The organism is Neorhizobium sp. PAMB6716, from assembly GCF_058242805.1.
In genome coordinates this window covers 2,038,498-2,060,883 of sequence record NZ_CM177835.1, presented here as the reverse complement: position 1 = coordinate 2,060,883, position 22,386 = coordinate 2,038,498, and the positions used below count along the sequence as shown (strand labels likewise).

Genomic DNA, 22,386 nt, shown 5'->3' with positions numbered 1-22,386 from the left:
AATGTGGCGGCTTTGTATTCTCAGCCGCTGCGGTTTTCGTGGAAGTGGTTATAGACCTGCTTTGCCACCGTCTCTGAAATTCCCTCGACAGCCATCAGATCAGAGATGCCGGCGCGCGAAACGGCCTTGGCGGTGCCGAAATGTTGCAGAAGCGCCCGTTTCCTTCCCGGCCCAATGCCGGAAATCTCGTCGAGCGGGTTCTTCACCATTTCCTTCTTGCGTCGTGCCCGGTGCGAGCCGATGGCAAAACGGTGCGCCTCGTCGCGCATGCGCTGGACGAAATAGAGCACGGGGTCACGCGGCGGCAGCGAAAAATCGCTTCGGCCGTCGGCAAAAAATCGCTCGCGGCCGGCATCGCGGTCAACGCCCTTGGCAACGCCGATGGCGGTCACCACGTCGCGGATGCCCAACTCGTCCAGGATTTTGCGAACCGCCGACATCTGCCCCTGTCCGCCATCAATGAGGATAACGTCAGGCCAGGCGGGAAAGCCGCTTTCGATCACCTCGTCCGGCCCGTCCGCCGGCTGTGTGGCCGCAGCGCTGCGGTCCGGCAGGCCTTCCTCCTTCAGAAGGCGTGAAAACCGCCGCGTCATCACCTCGCGCATCATGCCAAAATCGTCGCCGGGAGTGATGTCGGTCGATTTGATGTTGAACTTGCGATACTGGCCCTTCACAAAACCTTCCGGCCCCGCCACCACCATGCCGCCCACGGCATTCGTGCCCATGATGTGGGAGTTGTCGTAGATCTCGATGCGGCGCGGCACGTAAGTGAGGCCAAAGGTTTCGGCAAAACCTTTCAGCAGGCGTTCCTGCGAGGCGGTTTCTGCAAGCTTGCGGCCATGTGCCTCGCGGGCATTGGCCAGAACATGGTCGGTCAGATCCTTCTTCTCGCCCCGCTGCGGCACCTGAATGGTGATCTTGGTGGGCGATTTTTCAGACAGCGCAAGGCTGAGCAACTCCTGCTCCTCCACCGTCTCCGACAGCAGGATCTGGCGCGGCACCGGCTTGTCGTCGTAAAACTGCGCGAGGAAGGCGTTCAGCACCTCGGCGCCGGTCAGTTGCGGATCGGCCTTTGGGAAATAGGCCTGGTTGCCCCAGTTCTGCCCGGCGCGGAAGAAGAACACCTGGATGCAGGTAAGGCCCGCCTCGTGGTGGATCGCAAACACATCCGCTTCCTCGACGCCGGCCGGGTTGATGCCCTGGTGGCTCTGCACATGCGACAGCGCCGACAGCCGGTCGCGGTAGACGGCGGCGCGTTCGAAATCCATGTCGTCGGAGGCTTCCGTCATCTGGCGGGCAATCGTCGCCTTCACCGCCTGGCTGCGGCCGGAGAGAAAATCCTTGGCCTCCCCCACCAGCCCCGCATAATCGGCATCCGAAATCTCGTGCGTGCAGGGCCCGGAACAGCGCTTGATCTGGTAGAGCAGGCAGGGCCGCGTGCGCGCCTCAAAGACGCTGTCGGTGCAGGTGCGCAGCAAAAAGGCGCGCTGCAACGAATTGATCGTGCGCCCGACGGCGCTTGCCGAGGCAAACGGGCCAAAATAATCGCCCTTGCGGGCACGCGCGCCGCGGTGCTTGTAGATGGCGGGAGCCCGGTGGTCGCCGGTCAGCATGATATAGGGAAAACTCTTGTCGTCGCGCAGCAGCACGTTGTAGCGCGGGCGCAGGCGCTTGATCAGGTTTGCCTCAAGCAGCAGCGCTTCGGTCTCGGTGCGGGTGGTGACGAATTCCATCTGCGCGGTTTCGCGCACCATCTTCGTCAGACGGTTGGAATGCACGCGCCCCTGCGCATAATTCGTCACGCGCTTCTTCAGGCTGCGGGCCTTGCCGACGTAAAGCACGTCACCCGCCTCGTTGAACATGCGATAGACGCCCGGCGCGTTCGGCAGGTGTTTGACGAATTCGGCAATCAGGTCAGCGCCCTTGAGGCCGCTTTCGTTTCGAAGGCCGGCGTTCCATTCGATGCCGGAGAGCATGCGTGCGGCATCGCCAGGGGCTGCTACAACCTCGTCGTCATCCTCATCCGTCTCGTCATAAAGAACGCCGCCGTCAGGCAGTTTCGTTCCATTCATTCAATGATCTCCGCCACATCCGGCGTTTCCCAGGCCAGGTGCTGGCCTCCATCCAAGGCTATCATTTGGCCCGTGATGGACGGAGTGTCAAAAAGAAATCGGATCGTGCGGCCGAATTCATCCGGCGCGGGACCGCGTTTCAGCGGCAGCGCTTCGATCTGACCCTTAAAATCCTCGGGCGACTGGCGCGCACTTTTGAACGAGGGGCCGGGGCCAATGGCGTTGACGCGCACGCGCGGTGCATAGGCCTGCGCCAGCGTCTGCGTCGCCGTCCACAGTGCCGATTTGGACAAGGTGTAGGAGTAAAACTGCGGCGTCAGCTTCCACACCCGCTGGTCGATGATGTTGACGATGAGGGCGTTGGCAGCTTCCGGCAACTGGCGCAGAAAGGCCGCCGACAGGATAGAGGGTGCGCGCACGTGAATGGCGAAGTGCCGGTCGAACGACTGCGCGTCGAACACGTCTGCGGTATCGCCGACAAACAGCGAGGCATTGTTGACAAGACCGGTGATCGGCCCGAGCAATGCCGCCGACTCATCGATCAAGGCATCGGTCGCCTGCGAATCGAGAAGATCGGTCTTTACGGCTGCCGCCCGGTGTCCTTCGGCGCGCAGAGCCGCCGCAAGCTGCTCGGCCTCGGAAAACGAGCGGTCGGCATGAATGGCAACGCCATAGCCATTGCGGGCGAGATCCTCGGCAATGGCCCGTCCCATGCGGCGCGCGGCTCCGGTCACAAGTACGGTCGGGGAATGTTCCATGCTCTATCCTGCTTATTAGCCTGTTGCGCCGGCGCCATTGCTTGCAAGTGCTTTACGGGAAGATCAAGGGGCTGGATTGGCCGTTATGCCGATCCTTTTCATCACGCAATCGTATTTATGTATTCACGTCGGCGTGAGAACTATTCGCATTTTTATACTGACGTTAAGCTTTCGGTAGGGTTAACAAACTGCCTGTGGCTGTGAAGCAACATCCAGATTCAGCCATCGCGTTGCCGCAATCAATTCACAATTCGGTACTTTCAATTCCTCAATTGCCCACCAAATTCCTCCTCAACGAGCAGGGAGCAATGGCGCTGTCATTGAGTGAAAAGGCGCCTCCCGGCCGGCATCGAAAAGGAGAAAAAGTATGCGTACTCTCATTGCGACCCTGATGGTTTCTGCCGTAAGCCTTGCTGCCGTATCGGCACATGCAGCCGACGCTGTCACCCAGATCCCGGAAGCCCCGGCTGCCTATGACGCCCCGGTTGCCGTCAGCAACTGGTCCGGCTTCTACCTCGGCGGCACCGGCTCCTACGACTGGGGCAAGGTCAAGGGCGGCTCCGGCGAGCCGAGCGCTGACGGCTGGGGCGGTGGCGTCTACGGCGGTTACAACTGGCAGAGCGGCCAGATCGTATACGGTGCGGAAGCCGACCTCGGTTACAACGACCAGAAGGGCACGTCGAACGGCATCACCGGCGAAGAAAAGCTGAACGGTTCGGTTCGCGCCCGCCTCGGTTACGACTTCAACCCCTTCATGATCTACGGCACGGGCGGTGTGGCCATTGCAGACCATAAGGTCTCCAGTGCTGCCGGTTCCGACAACAACACCTCGGTCGGTTACACGGTCGGCGCCGGTGTCGAAACCATGGTGACCAAGAACATCACCGCACGCGTCGAATACCGTTACACCGACTACCAGGACAAGGACTACAACCTGGGTGGCACCAACGTATCGCGCGGCTTCGATGACCAGTCGGTCAAGCTCGGCATCGGCGTGAAGTTCTGATCTTCGATCGTCAGATAGTCAAAAAGGGCCGGGGGGAAACCTCCGGCCTTTTTTCATGTCCGGCTGCCGCCATCGATGCTGCCCGCGTCAGGCAGCGGTCTTGATGCGCTCGTTGATCAGTCGCGAAAACGCGCGTGGCCAGGCCGCAAGCTGAGGGCGCCCGACATCCCATCGTCCGACGTAGCGCACATGCAGATAGGCGATGAGGGCTGCCAGCGCGAAATGACCGCCGTTCAGCTTCTTGTCGGTTCTCGGCACGTGGCATTCCAGAAAATCGAGGCCCCGCGCCACCTTGATCCAGTGCCGGTCGAGCCAGGGCTGGTAAACCTTCTCTTCCGGGCGGAACCGCTGCTCATAGGTGATGAGCATCAGGCTTTCGGTAATGCCGTCGCAAAGCGCCTCCAGCATGTCGGCCTCTGCCCGCTTCATCGGGTTGCGCGGATAAAGTTGCCCCTCCGTCAGCCGATCAAAGAAATGCATGATGGCGACACTATCGCAGAGCGGCAGTTCGCCATCGCGGATCAGCATGGGAAACCTGCCAAGCGGATTGCTCCCGATCAGTTCCGGCGGCGGCGCGGAAACGGCTGCATTCACTTCCGCAACTGCAATCCTCAAATGGCGGGCTGCCATCAGACATTTTGCCGACAATGGCGAAGAAGGGGTGTAGAGAAGACGCACGACACGATCCTGGCAATTGTTGTTCTGCCTTCTCTTATATACTGCGTATGCCAAGGCGAATACAGTGTTTTTAAATAAAACACAGTTTTACTTGTGGAGTTCCGTGATTATTTGAATTTATTGTGCAGTGCGGAATATTTATTAAAATATAGGCGGATGTTTCGGAATAATACTTGCGTCAAGAATGGCTGCGTCGCGTGTATCAAGATCCGACAGAGGCGGGCCGATCTTCTGCCGCAACTGAGGTTTTTTGTGCCATTTGGGTTGCGCGCGGTTGTGCAGCTCCCGTTGGGGAGGTGCTTTGTGCAGGTGTGAAAGGCAATGTCGCGCACTGCCTTTCCCCTGAGGATGTCGAAATCGGGAGATATGGGGGCACCGGGAAAACCTGGGCACCCCTTGAGAGACGCGGTGCGTCTCTTATGCGACAGACTTCATGCTGTCGTAATCAGCAAACAGCTGTGCGAATTTCTGCGGCCAGGCCGCAAGCTGGGGTCGGCCGTCTGCCCATTGTCCGGCAAAACGCAGGTCGAGATAACCGATGAGGGCCGCGAGCGCGAAATGGCCGCCATTCAGCTTCTTTTCCGTCTTCGGCAGGTTGTTTTCGAGGTAATCCAGCCCGCGCAGCACCTTTGACCACTGCTTGTCGATCCAGGGCTGGTGGACGATCTCGGCCGGCCGGGCGCGGCGCTCGTAGACGATGGCCAGCAGGCAATCGGTGATGCCGTCGCAGAGCGCTTCCAGAACTTCCGCATCCGTGCGTTTATCGTCCTTTGCCGGATAGAGTTTTCCCTCCGAGACACGGTCAAGGTAATGCATGATCGCGACGCTGTCATAGACCGGGCTTTCGCCGTCGCGGATCAGCACCGGGATCTTGCCGAGCGGGTTGTTGTCGAGAAGGTCGGCAGGTTCGGCGCCGGTATCGGTCTTCACCTCCTCAAGCGTAATGCCGAGATGGCGGGCGGCCATGCGGCATTTGGCCGAATAGGGGGAGGCGGGGGAATAGAGCAGTTTCATCGGGTGTGTTCCTGTGGGGGCTTAAAGTCAGCGTGCCGGTGGCACGGTGATCCGTTTGAGCGTGCAGGCCTTGGCGTCCACTTCCGGGCAGGTGCGGAAGGAAAGGTCCTTGGCAAGGCAGATGCGCACTTCTTCGAGCCGGCTGCCCTCGCAGGCAACGGCAATACCCTCCGGGCGAAGCTCCGGATTGGCGGCGATGAAGCTCTGTTCAATCGTTTCTGCCGTAAAGGTCTTTGCACTGTCGGCGGCCAGAATGTCGGCGGGCAGCTTGATGCGCTCGAAGGCGGCGCGGGTGGTGTCGAGATAGGCTTTCTGGGAGAGGCCGGAGCAGGAACCGTGCTTGCGCCATTCATGACCGATCAGGCCCATCGACGGCATGATGTCGAAATAGGCGCGGCCAAGCTCTTCCGGCACGCGGCGCGGTTCGGTGGTGGCGCAGGTTTCCGGATAGCCCTTTTCGTTCTGCGGCCAGAGGCCATGCACGATGAAGGCAAACTTCTTGTCCGGCCCGCATTGCTCCTTGCTGTTCTTGCCCTTGGCCGAACCACAGAACGTCGGCGACCAGGACAGAGACAACACGTAAAAGTCAAAGCCGGATGGGCGATCCTGCGCATGTGCAACGGGGGCTGCTGCAAGCGAAAGCGCCATCAGCAGAGCGGAAACGAGACGGCGGATCATGGATAAGCCTCCCCAGAGATGCCGGCACCATGTCCCAGGCCGGGCCACCCGGTCAAGTCACCAGTCAAGTCACACCCAGTCAAGTCACCCGGTCAGGTCTCTTCGGCTGCCTCTTCGCCGCGCAGCCAGAAGGCGCGCTGCGAGGCGTAGCGATCCTGCGCCAGCACGTCCTTCAGTGTCGGCAGGATCGTGTGCAGATCGGCCTTCAGCGTGAAGGGCGGGTTGACGATGACAAGGCCCGAACCGGAGAGACCGGTGCCATCGCGGTCGCTTTTCACCGCAAGTTCCGTACACAGCATCTTTGGAATTTCCAGCGCCTGCAGATCCTCGTGGAAGCGGCGGATCGGTGCGCCCTTCTTCAGTGGATACCACAGGCAATAGGTGCCGCCGGGAAAACGGCGATAGGCGGTCGCAAGCCCGTTCACCAGCCGGTCATATTCGCCGTCGATCTCGAAGGGCGGATCGACCAGCACGATGCCGCGCTTTTCCTTCGGCGGCAGGTGGGCGCCGAGCGACAGCCAGCCATCCAGCTCGGTGACCCGCACCTGATAATCGCCCTCGAACAGGCGCGACAGGCGGCCGTAATCGTCGGGGTGCAGTTCCATCGCCGCCAGCCGGTCCTGCGGGCGAAACAGCATGCGCGCCAGTTTCGGCGAGCCGGGATAACGAGAGATGTCGCCGGTTGGATTGAGTTCGCGCACGGCGTCGAGATAGGGAGACAGAACGGCAGCGACCGGTGCCGGCAGCTCTGCCGCCATCAGGCGCCCGATGCCATCACGCCATTCGCCGGTTTTCTGGGCTTCTTCCGATGAGAGGTCGTAAAGCCCGATGCCGGCATGGGTATCGAGCACGCGAAAGGCCTTGTCCTTCTTCTGCATGTGGCGCACCAGAAGGCACAGCACCGCGTGTTTGAGGACATCGGCAAAATTGCCGGCGTGATAGATATGCCGATAGTTCATGAGAAAGCCTGCTGGGTCGCGTCAATAGAATTGATGCATCGCAAAATGCGCTTTTGGCGACGCTTGTCCTGTCCTATAGGAAAGGCATGAACGTGACGACCCCGATCTCCGCCAAATCTGCCATTGGTCATACGGTGTGCCCGCATGACTGTCCCTCCGCCTGTGCGCTCGATGTCGATCTGACGCCCGATGGCCGCATCGGCCGGGTGCGCGGTGCCAATGCCAACAGTTATACGGCGGGCGTCATCTGCGCCAAGGTCGCCCGTTATGCCGAGCGCCTCTACCATCCCGGCCGCCTGATGACACCCAAGCGCCGCATTGGCGCAAAGGGCGAGGGTGCCTGGCAGGAGGTGACGTGGGAGGCGGCCCTCGACGAGATCGCCGACGCCTTCGTCAAGGCCGAAGCTGCCCATGGGGCAGAGGCCATCTGGCCCTATTTCTACGCCGGCACGATGGGGCAGGTGCAGCGCGATTCCATCGAGCGGTTGCGCCACGCCAAGCACTATTCCGGTTTCTTCGGCTCGATCTGCACCAACATGGCCTGGACCGGTTATGTGATGGGAACCGGCGCGCTTCGCGGTCCCGATCCCAGAGAAATGGCGAAATCCGATTGCGTCGTCATCTGGGGCACCAATCCCGTGGCCACCCAGGTCAATGTGATGACCCACGCGATCAAGGCCCGCAAGGAACGCGGCGCAAAGATTGTCGTGGTCGATGTCTATGACAGCCCGACTATGAAGCAGGCAGACATCAGAATCGTGCTGAAGCCCGGCACGGATGCCGCGCTTGCCTGCGCGCTCATGCATATCGCCTTCCGCGACGGCTATGCCGACCGCGCCTATATGCAAAAATTCGCCGACGATCCGGCAGGGCTTGAAGCGCATCTGGAAACGAAGACGCCGGAATGGGCCTCGGCTATAACAGGGCTTTCGGTGGAAGAGATCGAGGCGTTCGGCCGGCTGGTCGGCGCAACGAAAAAGACCTTCTTCCGCCTCGGCTATGGCTTTACCCGCCAGCGCAACGGCAGCGTCGCCATGCATGCGGCGCTGTCTGTCGCCACCGTTCTCGGCTCCTGGCAATATGAAGGCGGCGGCGCCTTTCATAACAATGGCGAAATCTTCAAGCTCGACAAACGCGAGCTGATGGGCACGTCCTACATGGACCCGGATGTGCGTATGCTCGACCAGTCGCAGATCGGCCGCGTGCTGACCGGTGATGCGGTGGCGCTTCGCCATCGCGGCCCGGTGACGGCGCTTCTCATCCAGAACACCAACCCGATGAATATTGCGCCGGAACAACGGCTGGTGCGCGAGGGCTTTGCCCGGCCGGACCTGTTTTCCGCCGTCCACGAACATTTCATGACCGAAACGGCCGAGATGGCCGATATCGTGCTGCCCGCCACCATGTTCGTCGAACATGACGATCTCTACCGCGCCGGCGGCCAGAACCACATTCTTCTCGGCCCGAAACTGGTCGAGCCGCCGGAGACGGTGCGCACCAATCTTTTTGTCATCGAGGAACTGGCAAAGCGCCTTGGCGTGTCGGATTATCCGGGCTTTGGCCTGAGCGAGCGGGAGCATATCGACCGCATGCTGCTGCCGAACGGTTATCCGGGTTATGACCAGCTTCTTGTCGACAAGTGGATCGACTGTCAGCCGGCCTTCGAGGATGCGCATTATCTCAACGGCTTTGGTTATGCGGACGGAAAGTTCCGCTTCCGGCCCGACTGGGAAAATGGTCCCTCTCCGAACAAGACGCCGGCAAGCCTTGGGGCACTTGGCCCCTACGACCAGCTTCCGCCATTCCCCGACCAGGTGGACGTGATCGAGGTGGCAAACGAGGCGTATCCGTTCCGCCTTGCCACGTCGCCGGCGCGCAACTTCCTGAACTCCACCTTTGCCGAAACAAAAACCTCGCGCGACAAGGAGGGACGGCCGGAGGTGATGGTGCATCCCGACGATGCCGCCGCGCTTCTGATTGAAGAGGGCGACATCGTGCGCATCGGCAATCCCCGCGGTTCCCTGCGGCTCCATGCGAAGGTGACATCAGGCGCCCGACGTGGCGTGCTGGTGGCCGAAGGGCTCTGGCCGAACAAGGCGCATCTCGACGGCGAGGGCATCAATATCCTGACCGGCGCCGATCCGGTGGCCCCTTATGGTGGAGCTGCGGTGCATGACAATCGCGTCTGGCTTTCAAAGGACACTGCATGACCAATGAGAATAAGGTGAAGATCGAGATCGTCGAGAAGAAGCTTCTTTCCGACAACTGGTATCTTTTGAACAAGGTCACCTTCGATTACACCGATGCCAAAGGCCGCACTCACCGGCTTGATCGCGAGGTTTATGATCGCGGCAATGGCGCCACGATCCTGCTTTATGATCCCAGGCGCGATGTGGTGGTGCTGGTGCGCCAGTTCCGCATGCCCGCCTTCCTCAACGGCCATTCCGGCTGGATGATCGAGACGCCGGCCGGCCTTCTCGATGGCGACCAGCCGGAAGAGGCGATCCGCCGCGAGGCGATCGAGGAAACCGGCTATCAGGTGCGTGACGTTAAATTCCTGTTCAAGTGCTTCATGTCTCCCGGTGCCGTCACCGAACTGGTGCATTTCTTCGCCGCCGCCATCGATACCAGCGACCGGGTTGCCGAAGGTGGCGGCCTGGACGACGAGAACGAGGATATCGAAGTCATGGAAGTGCCGGTCTCGCAGGCGCTTTCGATGATCGAGAGCGGCGAGATCTGCGACGGCAAGACCATCATGCTCATCCACTGGCTGATGCTGAACCGCCAGATGTTTGCCTGAACCGGGCACGGTACGGAAAACGCCAGTTGCCAGCGGTGCGGTCCACCATCAGCTTGATGACAAAGTTGTCTTCCAGCGCGGCGTCATCCACGGCCTTGTGCCGAGGATCTACGAGGACCCAATAAAATCAGAACGTTGTAGATGCTCGGGACAAGCCCGAGCATGACGGAAGAAGGGTCACGGCCCTTTGTCAGCGGTCTGGCAGCTCGCCTTGAGGCGGGCCGCTTCCGTTTGACATCGGGGTTGCTCTTCACCTCGATATATGTTATATGAAATTATATAATGTATATTGAGGACGCCGCCATGAAGACCATTGTCGTCAATCCACGCTTTAGCGTTTCCGACCAGCCGGCGCTGGCGGAGATTGCAGACCTTGGCGCAAACGGCACCCGTTGCCTGATCAACCTGCGGCCGGATGCGGAGGAGGGTGCGCCCGGCAGCAAGGCGGAAAAGCGGGTGGCCGATGATTCAGGCCTCAACTACCGCTTCATTCCCGTGACCGTTGCCGATCTGACTGAAGCTGATGTCGATGCCTTTCGCACAGCCCTTGCAAAGAGCGAGGGGCCGGTGCTTGCCCATTGCAAAAGCGGCATGCGGGCGCTTCTGCTTTATGTTCTGGTCGAGGTGATCGACGGGCGCATGGCGCTGGAGGAGGTTACAGCCTTTGGCGAGAGCCATGGTTTCGACCTTTCGCCTGCCGTCAACTGGCTGCAAAACCGTGCCGGCAAGAGCCCCCGGGTCAAGGCCTTCTTCGATCCTCGTACCTGGAGCGTCCAGTATGTCGTCTCCGATCCCGCGACCCGCCGCTGCGCCATCATCGATCCGGTTCTCGACTATGACGAAAAATCCGGCCAGACCTCGACCGAAAACGCCGACCGTATCCTGGCCTACATTGGCGCCGAAGGGCTGACGGTAGAGTGGATCCTCGACACGCATCCGCATGCCGATCATTTTTCCGCAGCCTTCTACCTGAAGCAAAAAACCGGCGCGCCGTCTGCCATCGGCGATCATGTGGTCGAGGTGCAAAAGCTCTGGAAGGGTTTTTACAACTGGCCTTCTCTCGCCACGGATGGTTCGCAATGGGATCGGCTGTTTGGCGACGGTGAAACCTTTTCCATCGGCACGCTTTCGGCGCGGGTCCTGTTTTCGCCCGGCCATACGCTCGCCTCCATCACCTATGTCATCGGCGATGCCGCCTTCATCCACGATACGATCTTCATGCCCGACAGTGGCACGGCCCGCGCCGATTTTCCGGGTGGCAGTGCGGAGGCGCTGTTTGCCTCGATTTCCGCGATCCTCTCGCTGCCGGATGAGACGCGGCTGTTTACCGGCCATGACTACCAGCCGGGCGGGCGCCATCTGCGTTATGAAAGCACGGTTGCCCGACAAAAGGCGCAGAACCCGCATCTGGCCGGCATCAACAAGGCTGCCTTCGTGGCGCTGCGGGATGCGCGCGACCGCACCCTGCCCATGCCCAAGCTTATCCTGCATGCACTGCAGGTCAATGTGCGCGGCGGGCGTCTGCCGGAACCGGAGGACAACGGCCGACGCTACCTCAAGATCCCGCTCAACACACTGGAAGGGGCCGCATGGTGATGGATTTCTCAACCCTGAAGGCCATGTCCGGCATGACGCCGCAGGCCATGGAGGCGCGCGCCACGGAAGTGGCCGGCCATCTGAAGGTGCTCGCCCATCCGGCCCGCCTGATGCTGGTCTGCACCCTGATCGAGGGGGAACACGCGGTTGGTCGGCTGGAGGAAAAGCTCGATCTGCATCAGCCGACACTCTCCCAGCAGCTGACCGTGCTGCGCGAAGCCGGCATTGTGGAAACCCGCAGGGAAGGAAAGCAGGTATTCTATCGCCTGACGGAGGCAAAGACGGCACAACTGATCGCCGCTCTCTTCACCATCTTCTGCGCCGAGGAGATTGCGCCATGACCGGCTATCTTGCTTCCCTGTCCGGTGGCCTGCTGATCGGATTGTCCGCCATCTCCTATCTCATCCTGACCGGCCGTATCGCCGGCATCAGCGGCATTTTGGGCCGGTTGGCCGGCGGGCATTCGGTTCTCGTCAACGGTGCCTTTGTCGTTGGCCTGATGGCCGGGCCTTTGATTTATGCGTTGGTGTTTGGCGCGCTCCCGCAGGTCACGCTCGTCGCCTCCACGCCACTTCTCATCGTTGCCGGTCTTCTCGTCGGCATTGGCTCGCGCATGGGCTCCGGCTGCACCAGCGGCCATGGCGTTTTGGGCCTTGCCCGGCTCTCGCCACGGTCGATGGTCGCCGTCGCCACCTTCCTTGCAAGCGGTATCGCAACCGTCACCCTGTTGAGGATCATCGGATGAGCATCGATTTTCGCCAACCTCTCGCCGCCCTTGGCTGCGGCGCCCTGTTTGCCTTCGGGCTTTCGCTGTCGGGCATGCTCGATCCGGCCCGCGTCCAAGGTTTTCTCGATCTTTTCGGTGCCTGGGATCCAAGCCTTGCCTTCGTGCTCGGCGGTGCCGTTTCTGTGGCCATGGCCGGCATGGTTCTGGTGCGCCGTATGGCAAAGCCGGTGCTCTCAGACAGCTTTCATATCCCGACGAACCGGACGATCGACCGGCCGCTGGTTCTCGGCTCGGCAATCTTCGGCATTGGCTGGGGGCTTGGTGGCCTCTGCCCGGGGCCGGCGCTTGCAGCGCTTTCTCTCGGCCTCATGCCGGTTGCCGTCTTCGTTCTCTCCATGGTCGCCGGCATGGTCATCCATGACCGTCTTTTGGCGGGACGCGTGTAATGTCGGATATGCTGGTGGCCGCCATCGGCTCGGGCAGTCTCGTCGGTTTCACGCTCGGGCTTCTCGGCGGTGGAGGTTCGATCCTTGCCACGCCGCTCCTGCTTTACGTCGTGGGGGTGACCTCGCCGCATGTGGCAATCGGCACCGGCGCGCTGGCGGTTGCCGTCAACGCGGCTGCCAATTTTTTGAACCATGCCATGAAGGGCCATGTCCGCTGGCGCTGCGGGCTGATATTTTCGGTGTTCGGCGTGGCGGGCGCCTTTGGCGGCTCGACGCTTGGCAAGGCCATAGACGGCTCGAAGCTTCTGTTGCTTTTCGGCCTCGTCATGATTGTCGTCGGCGTGGTGATGCTGCGCAAGCGCGCTGTCGCGGTGGATACCGTTGTGCGCAAGGATGACCTTGCCACCTGCGCGCTGACGGCGGTCGTGGCCGTCGCAACCGGGGCAGCCTCCGGCTTCTTCGGCATCGGCGGCGGCTTTCTGATTGTTCCGGCGCTGATGTTTGCAACGGGCATGCCGATGATCGATGCCATCGGCACGTCGCTGATGGCGGTAACGGCGTTCGGCCTTGCAACGGCCGGCAATTACTCGCTCTCGGGGCTTGTCGACTGGCCTCTTGCCGGCGAATTCATTCTGGGCGGCGTGATCGGAGGTGTCATCGGCACAATCGCGTCGACCTGGCTCTGCACCTACAAAAACGTGCTGAACCGTATCTTTGCCGGCGTCATCTTTGTCGTTGCCGCCTATGTGATCTATCGCAGCCTCGGCGCGCTTGGCGCCTGAGGTTTTCTCAGGCGCTGATCAGGCTTGCGCCGGCATCCACCACGGCGCCGTCGCGCCGGACGCTGCCATCCGTCAGCATCTGCACGCGGCCCTCTGCCACAAGCTTCAGCGCCAGCGGATAGGTGCGGTGTTCGACGGCAAGCAGCCGGGCCGCCAGCGTTTCGGCACTGTCGCCGGGAAGGATCGGCACCACGGACTGGGCAATGACCGGACCTTCGTCCATGCCCTCGGTGACGAAATGCACCGTGCAGCCGGTGATCAGCATGCCGGCATCGAGCGCCCGCTGATGCGTGTGCAGGCCGGGAAACAGCGGCAGGAGGGAAGGGTGGATGTTGAGGATCCGCCCGGCATAGGGCCGGATGAAATCGGCGGACAGAAGCCGCATATAACCGGCAAGGCAGACGAGATCCGGCTGAAGCCCCGCAAGTGCTGAAAGAATCGCCGCCTCATGCGCCGCCTTGTCGGCAAAATCGCGCCGCTCGAAGGCAAAGGTTTTTATGCCGCGCGCCTCGGCCTTCGAAAGGCCGCCGGCGGTTTTTTTGTCGGCGATCACACCGACGATTTCGGCTGGAAAATCCGCAGCCGCCATCGCCTCCGCCAGCGCCAGCATGTTGGAGCCGCCGCCGGAAATCAGAACGACGACGCGCTTACGGACCGGGCTCATAGGGAAAGCGTGCCCTTGTAGATCGTGCCGGCTGCCCCTTCCGTGCGCGCCACCATGCGCCCGAGCGGCACGACGATCTCGCCTTCGGCGTTCAGAACCTCGGTCACGGTTGCCGCATGCTCCGGCGAAACGACAGCGATCATGCCGACGCCGCAGTTGAAGGTGCGCAGCATTTCATGCGCCTCGACGCCCCCGGTTTTGGCAAGCCATGAAAAGACCGGCGGCACGGGAATGCTGTCGAGATCGATTTCGGCCGCCAGATGATCCGGCAGGACACGCGGAATATTGTCGGGAAAACCACCGCCGGTGATATGGGCGAGCGCCTTCAGCGCGCCCGTCTCGCGGATCGCCTTCAAGAGCGGCTTCACATAGATGCGGGTCGGTGTCAGCAGCGCTTCGCCGAGCGTCTTGCCCTCGATGAACGGTGCCGGCGCATCCCAGCCAAGGCCCGAAAGCTCGACGATCTTGCGCACCAGCGAATAACCGTTGGAATGCACGCCCGAGGAGGCAAGGCCGAGAATGAGGTCGCCAGCCTGAAGGTCACCGGTCGGCAGAAGCTGGCCGCGTTCGGCAGCACCCACGGCAAAACCCGCCAGATCGTAATCGCCATCGCGGTACATGCCGGGCATTTCGGCGGTCTCGCCACCGATCAGCGCGCAGCCTGCCTGGCGGCAGCCATCGGCAATGCCGAGCACGATGGCGGCACCCTGTTCCGGGTTAAGCTTGCCGGTTGCGAAATAATCGAGGAAGAACAGCGGTTCGGCACCTTGGACGACCAGATCGTTGACGCACATGGCGACAAGATCGATGCCCACGGTGTCGTGGCGGTCGGCGTCGATGGCGATCTTCAGCTTGGTGCCGACGCCGTCATTGGCGGCCACCAGAACCGGATCGGTAAAACCTGCAGCCTTCAGGTCGAACAACCCGCCAAAACCGCCGATTTCGCCATCGGCGCCGGGGCGGCGCGTCGAGCGCACGGCCGGCTTGATCTTTTCCACCATCAGGTTTCCGGCATCGATATCGACGCCCGCATCGCTGTAGGTGAGACCGTTTTTGCCTGCTTCGCTCATCGCCTGTCTCCGCTCGTGCCCGGCAGGTTCTTAAAGGCAGCGCTCGCGGGTGCGACAAGAACCTGCGCCAATAAACAAAGGCATTCCGCCTCCGGAAGCCAGGCGCGCAAACGCCGGCCGGTCGCGGGATCTGCCCGGAAGCGGTCGCCATTGCACGGCACGCGGCCAGATGCAAGCGTCTGGCCGGGGAAACCCCTGTTTTCCAAGGTGTCCAATCGTGATTGCCACGCGGGGTCGCAACCGCCTTGACCTTGCCTTGGGCACCGTCCTATCCCACTTCCTACTGAACTGACGCAAAGGGACGGATGCAATGGCCTATCATATCAGTGGTGCGAGCCTGCGACGTTACGTGCTTTTCTGGGTTTTCGCGCTCGTCGCTTTCATCATCTTCCTGCTGGCCTTCCGCACCATTCTTCTGCCCTTCGTGGCGGGCATGGCGCTCGCCTATTTCCTCGATCCGGTGGCCGACTGGCTGGAGCGGCGGGGCCTCAGCCGCCTGATGGCAACCGTCGTCATCCTCATCAGCTTCGTTTTGATGTTCACCGTGGCGCTGATGGTACTGATCCCGCTGATCATCAGCCAGTTCAACCAGTTCGCCCAGAGCCTGCCGCAATATGTGACGCAGCTGCAGCAACTGATCGCAAGCCCCGAAAACTCCTTCCTGCCCAAGTGGATGGTGACGCAGATCGAAGCTGCGAAGGAAAATTTTTCAAGCCTGATGACCGAAGGCGCCGGCTTTCTCGGCAGCCTGCTCAACCAGATCTGGAATTCCGGCAAGACCATTGTGGATGTGATCTCGCTGCTGGTCGTGACGCCGGTCGTTGCCTTCTACATTCTGCTCGACTGGGACCGTATGGTGTCCAAGGTCGACAGCTGGATCCCGCGCGATCAGGTGGCAACCGTGCGCCAGCTGGCGCATGAGATGGATCAGGCGGTCTCCGGCTTTATTCGAGGCCAAGGGTCGCTCTGCCTGATCCTCGGCATTTTTTATGCGGTCGGCCTGTCGCTGGTCGGGCTCAATTTCGGCCTGCTCATCGGTTTCGTTGCCGGCATGATCAGCTTTATCCCCTATATTGGTTCGCTGGTCGGGCTGGTTCTGTCGGTTGGCGTGGCGCTGATGCAGTTCTGGCCGGACTATGGCTGGGTGATTGCCACCATGTGCGTGTTTTTCCTCGGCCAGTTCATCGAGGGTAATATCCTGCAGCCCAAGCTCGTCGGCTCCAGTGTCGGCCTGCATCCGGTCTGGCTGATGTTTGCGCTTCTGGCTTTTGGTGCCATGTTCGGTTTCGTAGGCCTGTTGATCGCCGTGCCGGCGGCGGCCGTCGTCGGCGTGCTTGTTCGGTTCGCCATCTCGCGGTATCTTCAGAGCGACATCTATTTCGGCCATTCCTCCGAACTGCCCTGGGACGACAAGCGCAGTGTGGAGGCAAAGGTTCTGAGTGAGCGTGACGAGCCCCCGAAAATCTCATGACTGAAACGCTTGAAAAACTGAAGCGTCAGCGCGCGGAGCAATTGCCGCTGGCGCTGACCCATGATGCTGCCACCGGTCGCGATGACCTGTTGATTGCAGCACCGCTCAGCGCTGCCGTCGCCATCATCGATGCCTGGCCGCACTGGCCCTCGCCGGTGGTTATCCTGACGGGACCGGCCGGCAGCGGTAAATCGCATCTGGCCAGCATCTGGCGGGAAAAATCCGGCGCAACCGCCATTCATCCGAAAGCGGGTGCCGATGCAGCAATGCAGGCGGCTGCCGGCCCGGTGCTGTTTGAAGATGCCGACCGGCGCGGCTTTGACGAGAACGAGTTGTTCCACGTCATCAACAGCGTCAAGGAAAACCGCACCAGCCTTTTGATGACGGCGCGGCTCTGGCCGATGTCCTGGTCGGTCAGCCTGCCGGACCTGCGCTCGCGTCTGAAGGCGGCAACCGTCGTTGAAATCGGCGAGCCGGACGAGGACCTGCTCGGCCAGGTCATCATAAAGCTGTTTGCCGACCGTCAGCTCAATATCGACGACCGGATCGTTGCCTATATCGTCCAGCGCATGGAACGCTCGATGGAGGCAGCGCAAGGGGTGGTCGATCGTCTTGATCGGTTGGCGCTGGCGCGCGGCACGCGCATCACGCGCACGCTTGCAGCCGAAGTGATGGAAAGCCTCGCCAGAAACGAGGGCGATGATTGACTGTCATTGTTTCGTCGTTGAAAAGTTATAGGGGCCATGCAGTTGCCGGCCACGCCGCAGCCCGGCTCAACAGGGGGTATTGATGGACCAGATTTCCGAAACGCAGCCGACAGAGTCCGCAGCTGACACCGTCGACCTGCTGAACAGCCCCGAGCGGTTCATCAATCGCGAATTTTCCTGGTTGCAGTTCAATCGCCGCGTTCTCGAGGAAACGCTCAACACCGCGCATCCACTTCTGGAGCGCGTACGCTTCCTCTCCATTTCCGCAGCCAACCTCGATGAATTTTTCATGGTGCGCGTCGCGGGTCTTGAGGGACAGGTGCGCCAGGGCATCGTCGTGCGCAGCCATGATGGCAAGACGCCGGCTGAGCAGCTGGAAGACATCCTGAAGGAAATCGACAACCTGCAGATGGAGCAGCAGGCGTCGCTCGCCGTTCTCCAGCAGTACATGGCCAAGGAAGACATTCTCATCGTGCGCCCGGCAGCGCTCTCCGACGAGGACCGCAACTGGCTGGCCACGGATTTCGAGGACGATATCTTCCCGGTGCTGACGCCGCTCTCCATCGATCCGGCGCATCCGTTTCCGTTCATTCCCAATCTTGGCTTCACCATGGGCCTGCAGCTCGACAGCAAGAGCGGTCGCGAGCCGATGACCGGCCTTCTGCGCATGCCCACGGCGCTTGATCGCTTCATCCGCCTGCCCGACGAAGGCCAGACGATCCGCTACATCACGCTGGAAGATGTGGTCTCGATGTTCATCGACCGGCTTTTCCCCGGTTACGAGGTCAAGGGTGCCGGCACGTTCCGAATCATTCGCGACAGCGATCTGGAAGTCGAGGAAGAGGCGGAAGATCTCGTGCGCTTCTTCGAGACGGCGCTGAAGCGCCGCCGTCGCGGCAAGGTCATCCGCATCGAGACCGATTCGGAAATGCCGGCATCGCTGCGCCAGTTCGTGGTGCAGGAACTCGGCGTGCCGGACAATCGCGTCGCCGTCCTGCCGGGGCTTCTTGCCCTCAACACGCTGTCTGAAATCACCAAGGCGCCGCGCGACGACCTGCGCTTTGAGCCCTACAATGCGCGATTTCCCGAACGTGTGCGCGAACACGCCGGAGATTGCCTCGCCGCCATCCGCGAAAAGGACATGGTGGTCCATCATCCGTACGAAAGTTTCGACGTGGTGGTGCAGTTCCTGATCCAGGCCGCTCGCGACCCGGATGTGCTCGCCATCAAGCAGACGCTCTACCGCACCTCCAACGACAGCCCGATCGTGCGTGCGCTGATCGATGCCGCCGAAATGGGCAAGTCGGTGACGGCGCTGGTGGAGCTGAAGGCGCGCTTCGACGAAGAGGCCAATATCCGCTGGGCACGCGATCTGGAGCGTGCCGGCGTGCAGGTGGTGTTCGGCTTTATCGAGCTGAAGACCCATGCCAAGATGTCGATGGTCGTGCGCCGCGAAGACGGCAAGCTGCGCACCTATTGCCACCTCGGCACCGGCAATTACCACCCGGTCACCGCCAAGATCTATACCGACCTGTCCTTCTTCACCTGCAATCCGAAGATTGCCCATGACATGTCGAACATCTTCAACTTCATCACCGGTTACGGCGAGCCGGCCGAAAGCATGAAACTTGCCGTTTCGCCTTATACGCTGCGCCCGCGCATCCTTCGCCACATCGAGGAAGAGATCGTGCATGCGCAGGAGGGCCGTCCGGCGCAGATCTGGATGAAGATGAACTCGCTCGTCGATCCGGAAATCATCGATGCGCTCTACCGGGCAAGCCGCGCCGGCGTTGATGTGGATCTCGTCATCCGCGGCATCTGCTGCCTTCGCCCGCAGGTGCCCGGCCTGTCCGACAATATCCGGGTCAAATCCATCGTCGGGCGTTTCCTCGAGCACAGCCGTATCTTCTGCTTCGGCAATGGTCAGGGCCTGCCGTCGGAAAACGCGCTCGTCTATATCGGCTCGGCCGACATGATGCCGCGCAATCTCGATCGGCGCGTCGAAACGCTGGTGCCGCTGATCAACCCGACTGTGCATGAGCAGGTGCTGTCGCAGATCATGCTGGGCAACCTGATTGACAACCAGCAGAGCTACGAGATATTGGCCGATGGAACGTCGCGCCGTATGGAAGTCCGAAAGGGCGAGGAACCTTTCAACGCGCAACACTATTTTATGACCAATCCCAGCCTTTCGGGGCGTGGGGAAGCCCTGAAGTCAAGTGCGCCGAAGCTCATTGCCGGCGTCATGTCCGGACGCAAGAAATAGTGATGCATGGTACGATCTGAAGCTCAGGGGCGTCTCCCCGGAAGCGCTCCTGTTTCCGTTGTCGACATCGGCTCCAACTCGGTCCGTCTGGTCGTTTACGAAGACCTGTCGCGCGCGCCTGCCGTTCTGTTCAACGAAAAGGTTCTGTGCGGTCTCGGCAAGGGGCTCGGCTCCAACGGGCGCATGGACGAGGAGGCGGTGGCGCGCGCGCTGCATGCCCTCCATCGGTTTCGTGCGCTGTCGGATCAGGCGCGGGCCACGCGGATCTTCGTGCTGGCAACCGCTGCTGCCCGCGAGGCAAGCAATGGCGCGGCCTTCATCGCCGAGGCGCAATCCATTCTCGGCCAGCCCGTGCAGGTTCTCTCCGGTGAGGAAGAGGCTTATTATTCGGCGCTCGGCGTCATCAGCGGCTTCAACGGCGTTGATGGTATTGCCGGTGATCTCGGCGGCGGCTCGCTCGAACTCATTGACGTCAAGGGCCGCGAATGCGGCAAGGGCATCACGCTTCCGCTCGGCGGGCTTCGCCTGTCGGAAACATCCGGCGGCTCGCTCACCAAGGCGCGCACGCTGGCGCGCGCCCAGCTGAAGGATGCAAAGCTTCTTTCGCGCGGCGAGGGGCGCATCTTTTATGCCGTCGGCGGCACGTGGCGCAACATCGCCAAGCTGCACATGGAAATGACGCAGTATCCGCTGCACATGATGCAGGGTTATGAGCTGCCGCTGGCCGACATGCAGAATTTCCTCGAACTGGTGCTGACCGCCAGGGACAGCAAGGACGGTGCCTGGCAGTCGGTGTCCAAGAACCGCCGGGCGCTTCTGCCCTTCGGCGCGATTGCCATGCAGGAAGTGCTGTCCGCCATGAAGCCGTCCCGCGTGGTGTTTTCCGCGCAAGGCGTGCGCGAAGGTTATCTCTACGCGCAGCTGCCGGATGACGAACAGCAGCTGGACCCGCTGCTGGTGGCGGCAGACCAGCTGGCGATCCTGCGTGCCCGCTCACCCGAACATGCCCGCGAGCTTGCCGACTGGACCGGCCGCATGGTCGCCCATTTCGGCATCGAGGAAACCGAGGAAGAAACCCGCTATCGCCAGGCGGCCTGCCTTCTCGCCGATATCAGCTGGCGCGCACATCCCGATTACCGGGGCCTGCAGGCGCTGAACCTGATTGCCCATTCCTCGCTTGCCGGCATCACGCATCCCGGTCGGGCCTATCTGGCGCTCGCCAATTATTACCGTTTCGAAGGCCTGCACGACGACGGCGCCACCGGCCCGCTGTCGCAGATTTCCACGCCGCGCCTGCTCAGCCTTGCAAAACTGCTCGGCGGCCTGCTGCGCGTCGTTTATCTCTTCTCGGCCTCGATGCCCGGCATCGTCGACCATCTGTCGTTCCGCCGGTCCAGCAATCCGGATCTCGATCTGGAATTTGTCGTGCCGCACGAGCATGCCGATTTTGCCGGCGAGCGGCTGGATGGCCGGTTGCAGCAACTCTCGAAGCTGACCGGCAAGCGGCTGGCCTTCGTCTTCGAATAGACGCCGGTTCGGTCAGGAGGCGCGGGGCAGGTCCGCGCCTGTTGCGCCAGCTGTCATCCGCCGCAAGGCCAGAACGCCGACCGGCTCGTCGCGGCCCTTGACCATATGTTCCCCTTGCGGCTCTGCCACCACATCCGGCGGCAAGACCAGCCGCTGAAGAAGATCAGCCGACACCAGATGCGGTTGCTTCAGCGTCTTGCAGAGGCTCTCGATGCGGGAGGTCGTGTTCACGACATCGCCGAAATAGGTGATCTTGTGGTGGAAGACGCCAATCTCTGCCGTCACGACAGAGCCACCATGCAGCGCTGCCGACAGTTGCGGAACAAGGCCGTACTTCTCCACCCACCAGTCGCGGTCACGGTCGATCTCGTCGAGCATGTCGTAGAGGCACCGCACGCAGCGTGCCTCTTCCACACCCTCCTTCATCGCCCAGGTGACGATGGCGCAGTCGCCGACATAATCGTCAATCTCGCCCTGGTGGTGCCGGACATGCTGGGCAAGGGCTGCAAACACCGCGCCGAGGAAGGCTTGCGCCTTGAGGTCGCCGAACTGGCGGGCATAGGCGCTCGAGCCCACGACGTCGAGAAACAGGAACACCCGCTCCTCCTCGACCGGGTGCCGGTAACGGCCGGTCAGCAGGCTCAGAAACACACGGCGCCCCAGCAATTGGCGGATGCGCAGGACGGTAATGCCGAAGAAGAACATGACCAGAGTGTAAAGAAACGCCGGCGGGCGAATGAGAAGCACATCCTTCCAGCCGGCGTCGAGCAGCCCAAGTGTCTTCATCAATGCGCCGGTCAAGGCAAAGCCGCTGCCGGACAGGATGAAAAAGAGGCCAAGGCTGGAGAGGATGTAAGCGGGAGTGGCCAGTCGCCGCACACGTTCCAGCAGTCGCGGCATCAGCAGCCCGCTTTCGAAGGCAATGAGCGGAAGGCTGCAGGCCAGTGCATAGATGGAGCCGATATAGAGCGGGCCCCGCGCTTCAAACAGCAGGATGTAGATCACGCCCGTACAGGCGATGATGGCGATCAGCAGTGTCCAACGCAGGACCCGAAACAACGGCCTCCCGTGCACGCTTGTTTTGACAGGTTCGCGCATGAGCCTCCCGTGGCACGGTCTCCCTCGGGCGGGATCCCACTGTGAGGTCGACGCCGGTCACGCCACG

General features: G+C 61.5%; 21 protein-coding genes. 12 read left to right on the top strand and 9 right to left on the bottom strand.

Annotation, left to right across the window (positions count from 1 at the left end; genetic code table 11):
- Window positions 1-20: 20 nt before the first annotated feature.
- Both uvrC and AC4CWH_RS10070 read right to left on the bottom strand, forming a co-directional pair.
- Entirely contained in the window at window positions 21-2,072 is a 2,052-nt protein-coding gene (gene uvrC, locus AC4CWH_RS10075; protein WP_491318628.1) for an excinuclease ABC subunit UvrC, read from the bottom strand.
- A complete protein-coding gene (locus tag AC4CWH_RS10070; protein ID WP_491318627.1) occupies window positions 2,069-2,830 on the bottom strand; it encodes an SDR family oxidoreductase in 762 nt (253 codons plus the stop codon). Before AC4CWH_RS10070 ends, uvrC begins: the two co-directional genes overlap by 4 nt.
- Window positions 2,831-3,197: 367 nt before the next feature.
- Between AC4CWH_RS10070 and AC4CWH_RS10065 the strand changes: the two genes are divergently transcribed.
- A complete protein-coding gene (locus tag AC4CWH_RS10065) occupies window positions 3,198-3,836 on the top strand; it encodes an outer membrane protein (RefSeq protein ID WP_491318626.1) in 639 nt (212 codons plus the stop codon).
- Between the two features lie 87 nt (window positions 3,837-3,923).
- Here the strand turns inward: AC4CWH_RS10065 and AC4CWH_RS10060 are convergent, their stop codons facing one another.
- The 4 genes from AC4CWH_RS10060 to AC4CWH_RS10045 all read right to left on the bottom strand — a co-directional run bounded on the left by AC4CWH_RS10060 (window position 3,924) and on the right by AC4CWH_RS10045 (window position 7,165).
- Window positions 3,924-4,514 carry a glutathione S-transferase family protein gene (locus AC4CWH_RS10060; protein WP_491318625.1) on the bottom strand — a complete coding sequence of 197 codons (591 nt, stop codon included), beginning with the start codon at window positions 4,512-4,514 and terminating at the stop codon, window positions 3,924-3,926.
- Window positions 4,515-4,931: 417 nt separating this feature from the next.
- Window positions 4,932-5,528, bottom strand: a complete 597-nt coding sequence (locus AC4CWH_RS10055; protein ID WP_491318624.1) for a glutathione S-transferase — start codon at window positions 5,526-5,528, stop codon at window positions 4,932-4,934.
- Between the two features lie 27 nt (window positions 5,529-5,555).
- The gene (locus AC4CWH_RS10050) at window positions 5,556-6,206 is read right to left on the bottom strand and encodes a ribonuclease T2 family protein (RefSeq protein WP_491318623.1); all 651 of its coding nucleotides are present in this window, start codon (window positions 6,204-6,206) and stop codon (window positions 5,556-5,558) included.
- A 92-nt stretch (window positions 6,207-6,298) separates the two neighbouring features.
- Complete coding sequence (locus AC4CWH_RS10045; RefSeq protein WP_491318622.1) at window positions 6,299-7,165, bottom strand: 23S rRNA (adenine(2030)-N(6))-methyltransferase RlmJ; 867 nt, start codon at window positions 7,163-7,165, stop codon at window positions 6,299-6,301.
- 86 nt (window positions 7,166-7,251) lie between these two features.
- Between AC4CWH_RS10045 and AC4CWH_RS10040 the strand changes: the two genes are divergently transcribed.
- From AC4CWH_RS10040 to AC4CWH_RS10010, 7 genes are all read left to right on the top strand, one after another.
- On the top strand, window positions 7,252-9,375 hold the full coding sequence (locus AC4CWH_RS10040) for a molybdopterin-containing oxidoreductase family protein (protein ID WP_491318621.1): 2,124 nt from the start codon (window positions 7,252-7,254) through the stop codon (window positions 9,373-9,375).
- On the top strand, window positions 9,372-9,965 hold the full coding sequence (gene nudK / locus AC4CWH_RS10035; RefSeq protein WP_491281892.1) for a GDP-mannose pyrophosphatase NudK: 594 nt from the start codon (window positions 9,372-9,374) through the stop codon (window positions 9,963-9,965). The genes AC4CWH_RS10040 and nudK overlap by 4 nt, the downstream gene beginning before the upstream one ends.
- Window positions 9,966-10,268: 303 nt before the next feature.
- Complete coding sequence (gene blh, locus AC4CWH_RS10030; protein ID WP_491318620.1) at window positions 10,269-11,561, top strand: bifunctional sulfur transferase/dioxygenase Blh; 1,293 nt, start codon at window positions 10,269-10,271, stop codon at window positions 11,559-11,561.
- Entirely contained in the window at window positions 11,561-11,902 is a 342-nt protein-coding gene (bigR, locus tag AC4CWH_RS10025; RefSeq protein WP_491318619.1) for a sulfite-sensing transcriptional repressor BigR, read from the top strand. Before blh ends, bigR begins: the two co-directional genes overlap by 1 nt.
- Entirely contained in the window at window positions 11,899-12,306 is a 408-nt protein-coding gene (locus tag AC4CWH_RS10020; RefSeq protein ID WP_491318618.1) for a YeeE/YedE family protein, read from the top strand. Before bigR ends, AC4CWH_RS10020 begins: the two co-directional genes overlap by 4 nt.
- Window positions 12,303-12,734 carry a DUF6691 family protein gene (locus tag AC4CWH_RS10015; RefSeq protein ID WP_491318617.1) on the top strand — a complete coding sequence of 144 codons (432 nt, stop codon included), beginning with the start codon at window positions 12,303-12,305 and terminating at the stop codon, window positions 12,732-12,734. The genes AC4CWH_RS10020 and AC4CWH_RS10015 overlap by 4 nt, the downstream gene beginning before the upstream one ends.
- Window positions 12,734-13,516 (top strand): sulfite exporter TauE/SafE family protein, encoded by a 783-nt coding sequence (locus AC4CWH_RS10010; protein WP_491318616.1) that lies wholly within the window; start codon window positions 12,734-12,736, stop codon window positions 13,514-13,516. The genes AC4CWH_RS10015 and AC4CWH_RS10010 overlap by 1 nt, the downstream gene beginning before the upstream one ends.
- Before the next feature lie 7 nt (window positions 13,517-13,523).
- On the opposite strand, the gene purN is transcribed toward AC4CWH_RS10010, so the two are convergent.
- A complete protein-coding gene (gene purN, locus AC4CWH_RS10005; protein WP_491318615.1) occupies window positions 13,524-14,180 on the bottom strand; it encodes a phosphoribosylglycinamide formyltransferase in 657 nt (218 codons plus the stop codon).
- Window positions 14,177-15,250: a phosphoribosylformylglycinamidine cyclo-ligase gene (gene purM / locus AC4CWH_RS10000; RefSeq protein ID WP_491318614.1), complete on the bottom strand. Its 1,074-nt coding sequence runs from the start codon at window positions 15,248-15,250 to the stop codon at window positions 14,177-14,179. Before purM ends, purN begins: the two co-directional genes overlap by 4 nt.
- Before the next feature lie 310 nt (window positions 15,251-15,560).
- On the opposite strand from purM, the gene AC4CWH_RS09995 reads away from it, so the two are divergent.
- From AC4CWH_RS09995 to ppx, 4 genes are all read left to right on the top strand, one after another.
- Window positions 15,561-16,721, top strand: a complete 1,161-nt coding sequence (locus AC4CWH_RS09995) for an AI-2E family transporter (RefSeq protein ID WP_491281885.1) — start codon at window positions 15,561-15,563, stop codon at window positions 16,719-16,721.
- A complete protein-coding gene (gene hdaA / locus AC4CWH_RS09990) occupies window positions 16,718-17,428 on the top strand; it encodes a DnaA regulatory inactivator HdaA (protein ID WP_491318613.1) in 711 nt (236 codons plus the stop codon). Before AC4CWH_RS09995 ends, hdaA begins: the two co-directional genes overlap by 4 nt.
- 82 nt (window positions 17,429-17,510) lie before the next feature.
- Window positions 17,511-19,694 carry an RNA degradosome polyphosphate kinase gene (locus AC4CWH_RS09985; protein ID WP_491318612.1) on the top strand — a complete coding sequence of 728 codons (2,184 nt, stop codon included), beginning with the start codon at window positions 17,511-17,513 and terminating at the stop codon, window positions 19,692-19,694.
- A 6-nt stretch (window positions 19,695-19,700) separates the two neighbouring features.
- Window positions 19,701-21,221 carry an exopolyphosphatase gene (gene ppx, locus AC4CWH_RS09980; protein WP_491281882.1) on the top strand — a complete coding sequence of 507 codons (1,521 nt, stop codon included), beginning with the start codon at window positions 19,701-19,703 and terminating at the stop codon, window positions 21,219-21,221.
- 12 nt (window positions 21,222-21,233) lie between these two features.
- Here the strand turns inward: ppx and AC4CWH_RS09975 are convergent, their stop codons facing one another.
- Window positions 21,234-22,280, bottom strand: a complete 1,047-nt coding sequence (locus tag AC4CWH_RS09975) for an adenylate/guanylate cyclase domain-containing protein (RefSeq protein WP_491318611.1) — start codon at window positions 22,278-22,280, stop codon at window positions 21,234-21,236.
- Between the last annotated feature and the right edge of the window lie 106 nt (window positions 22,281-22,386).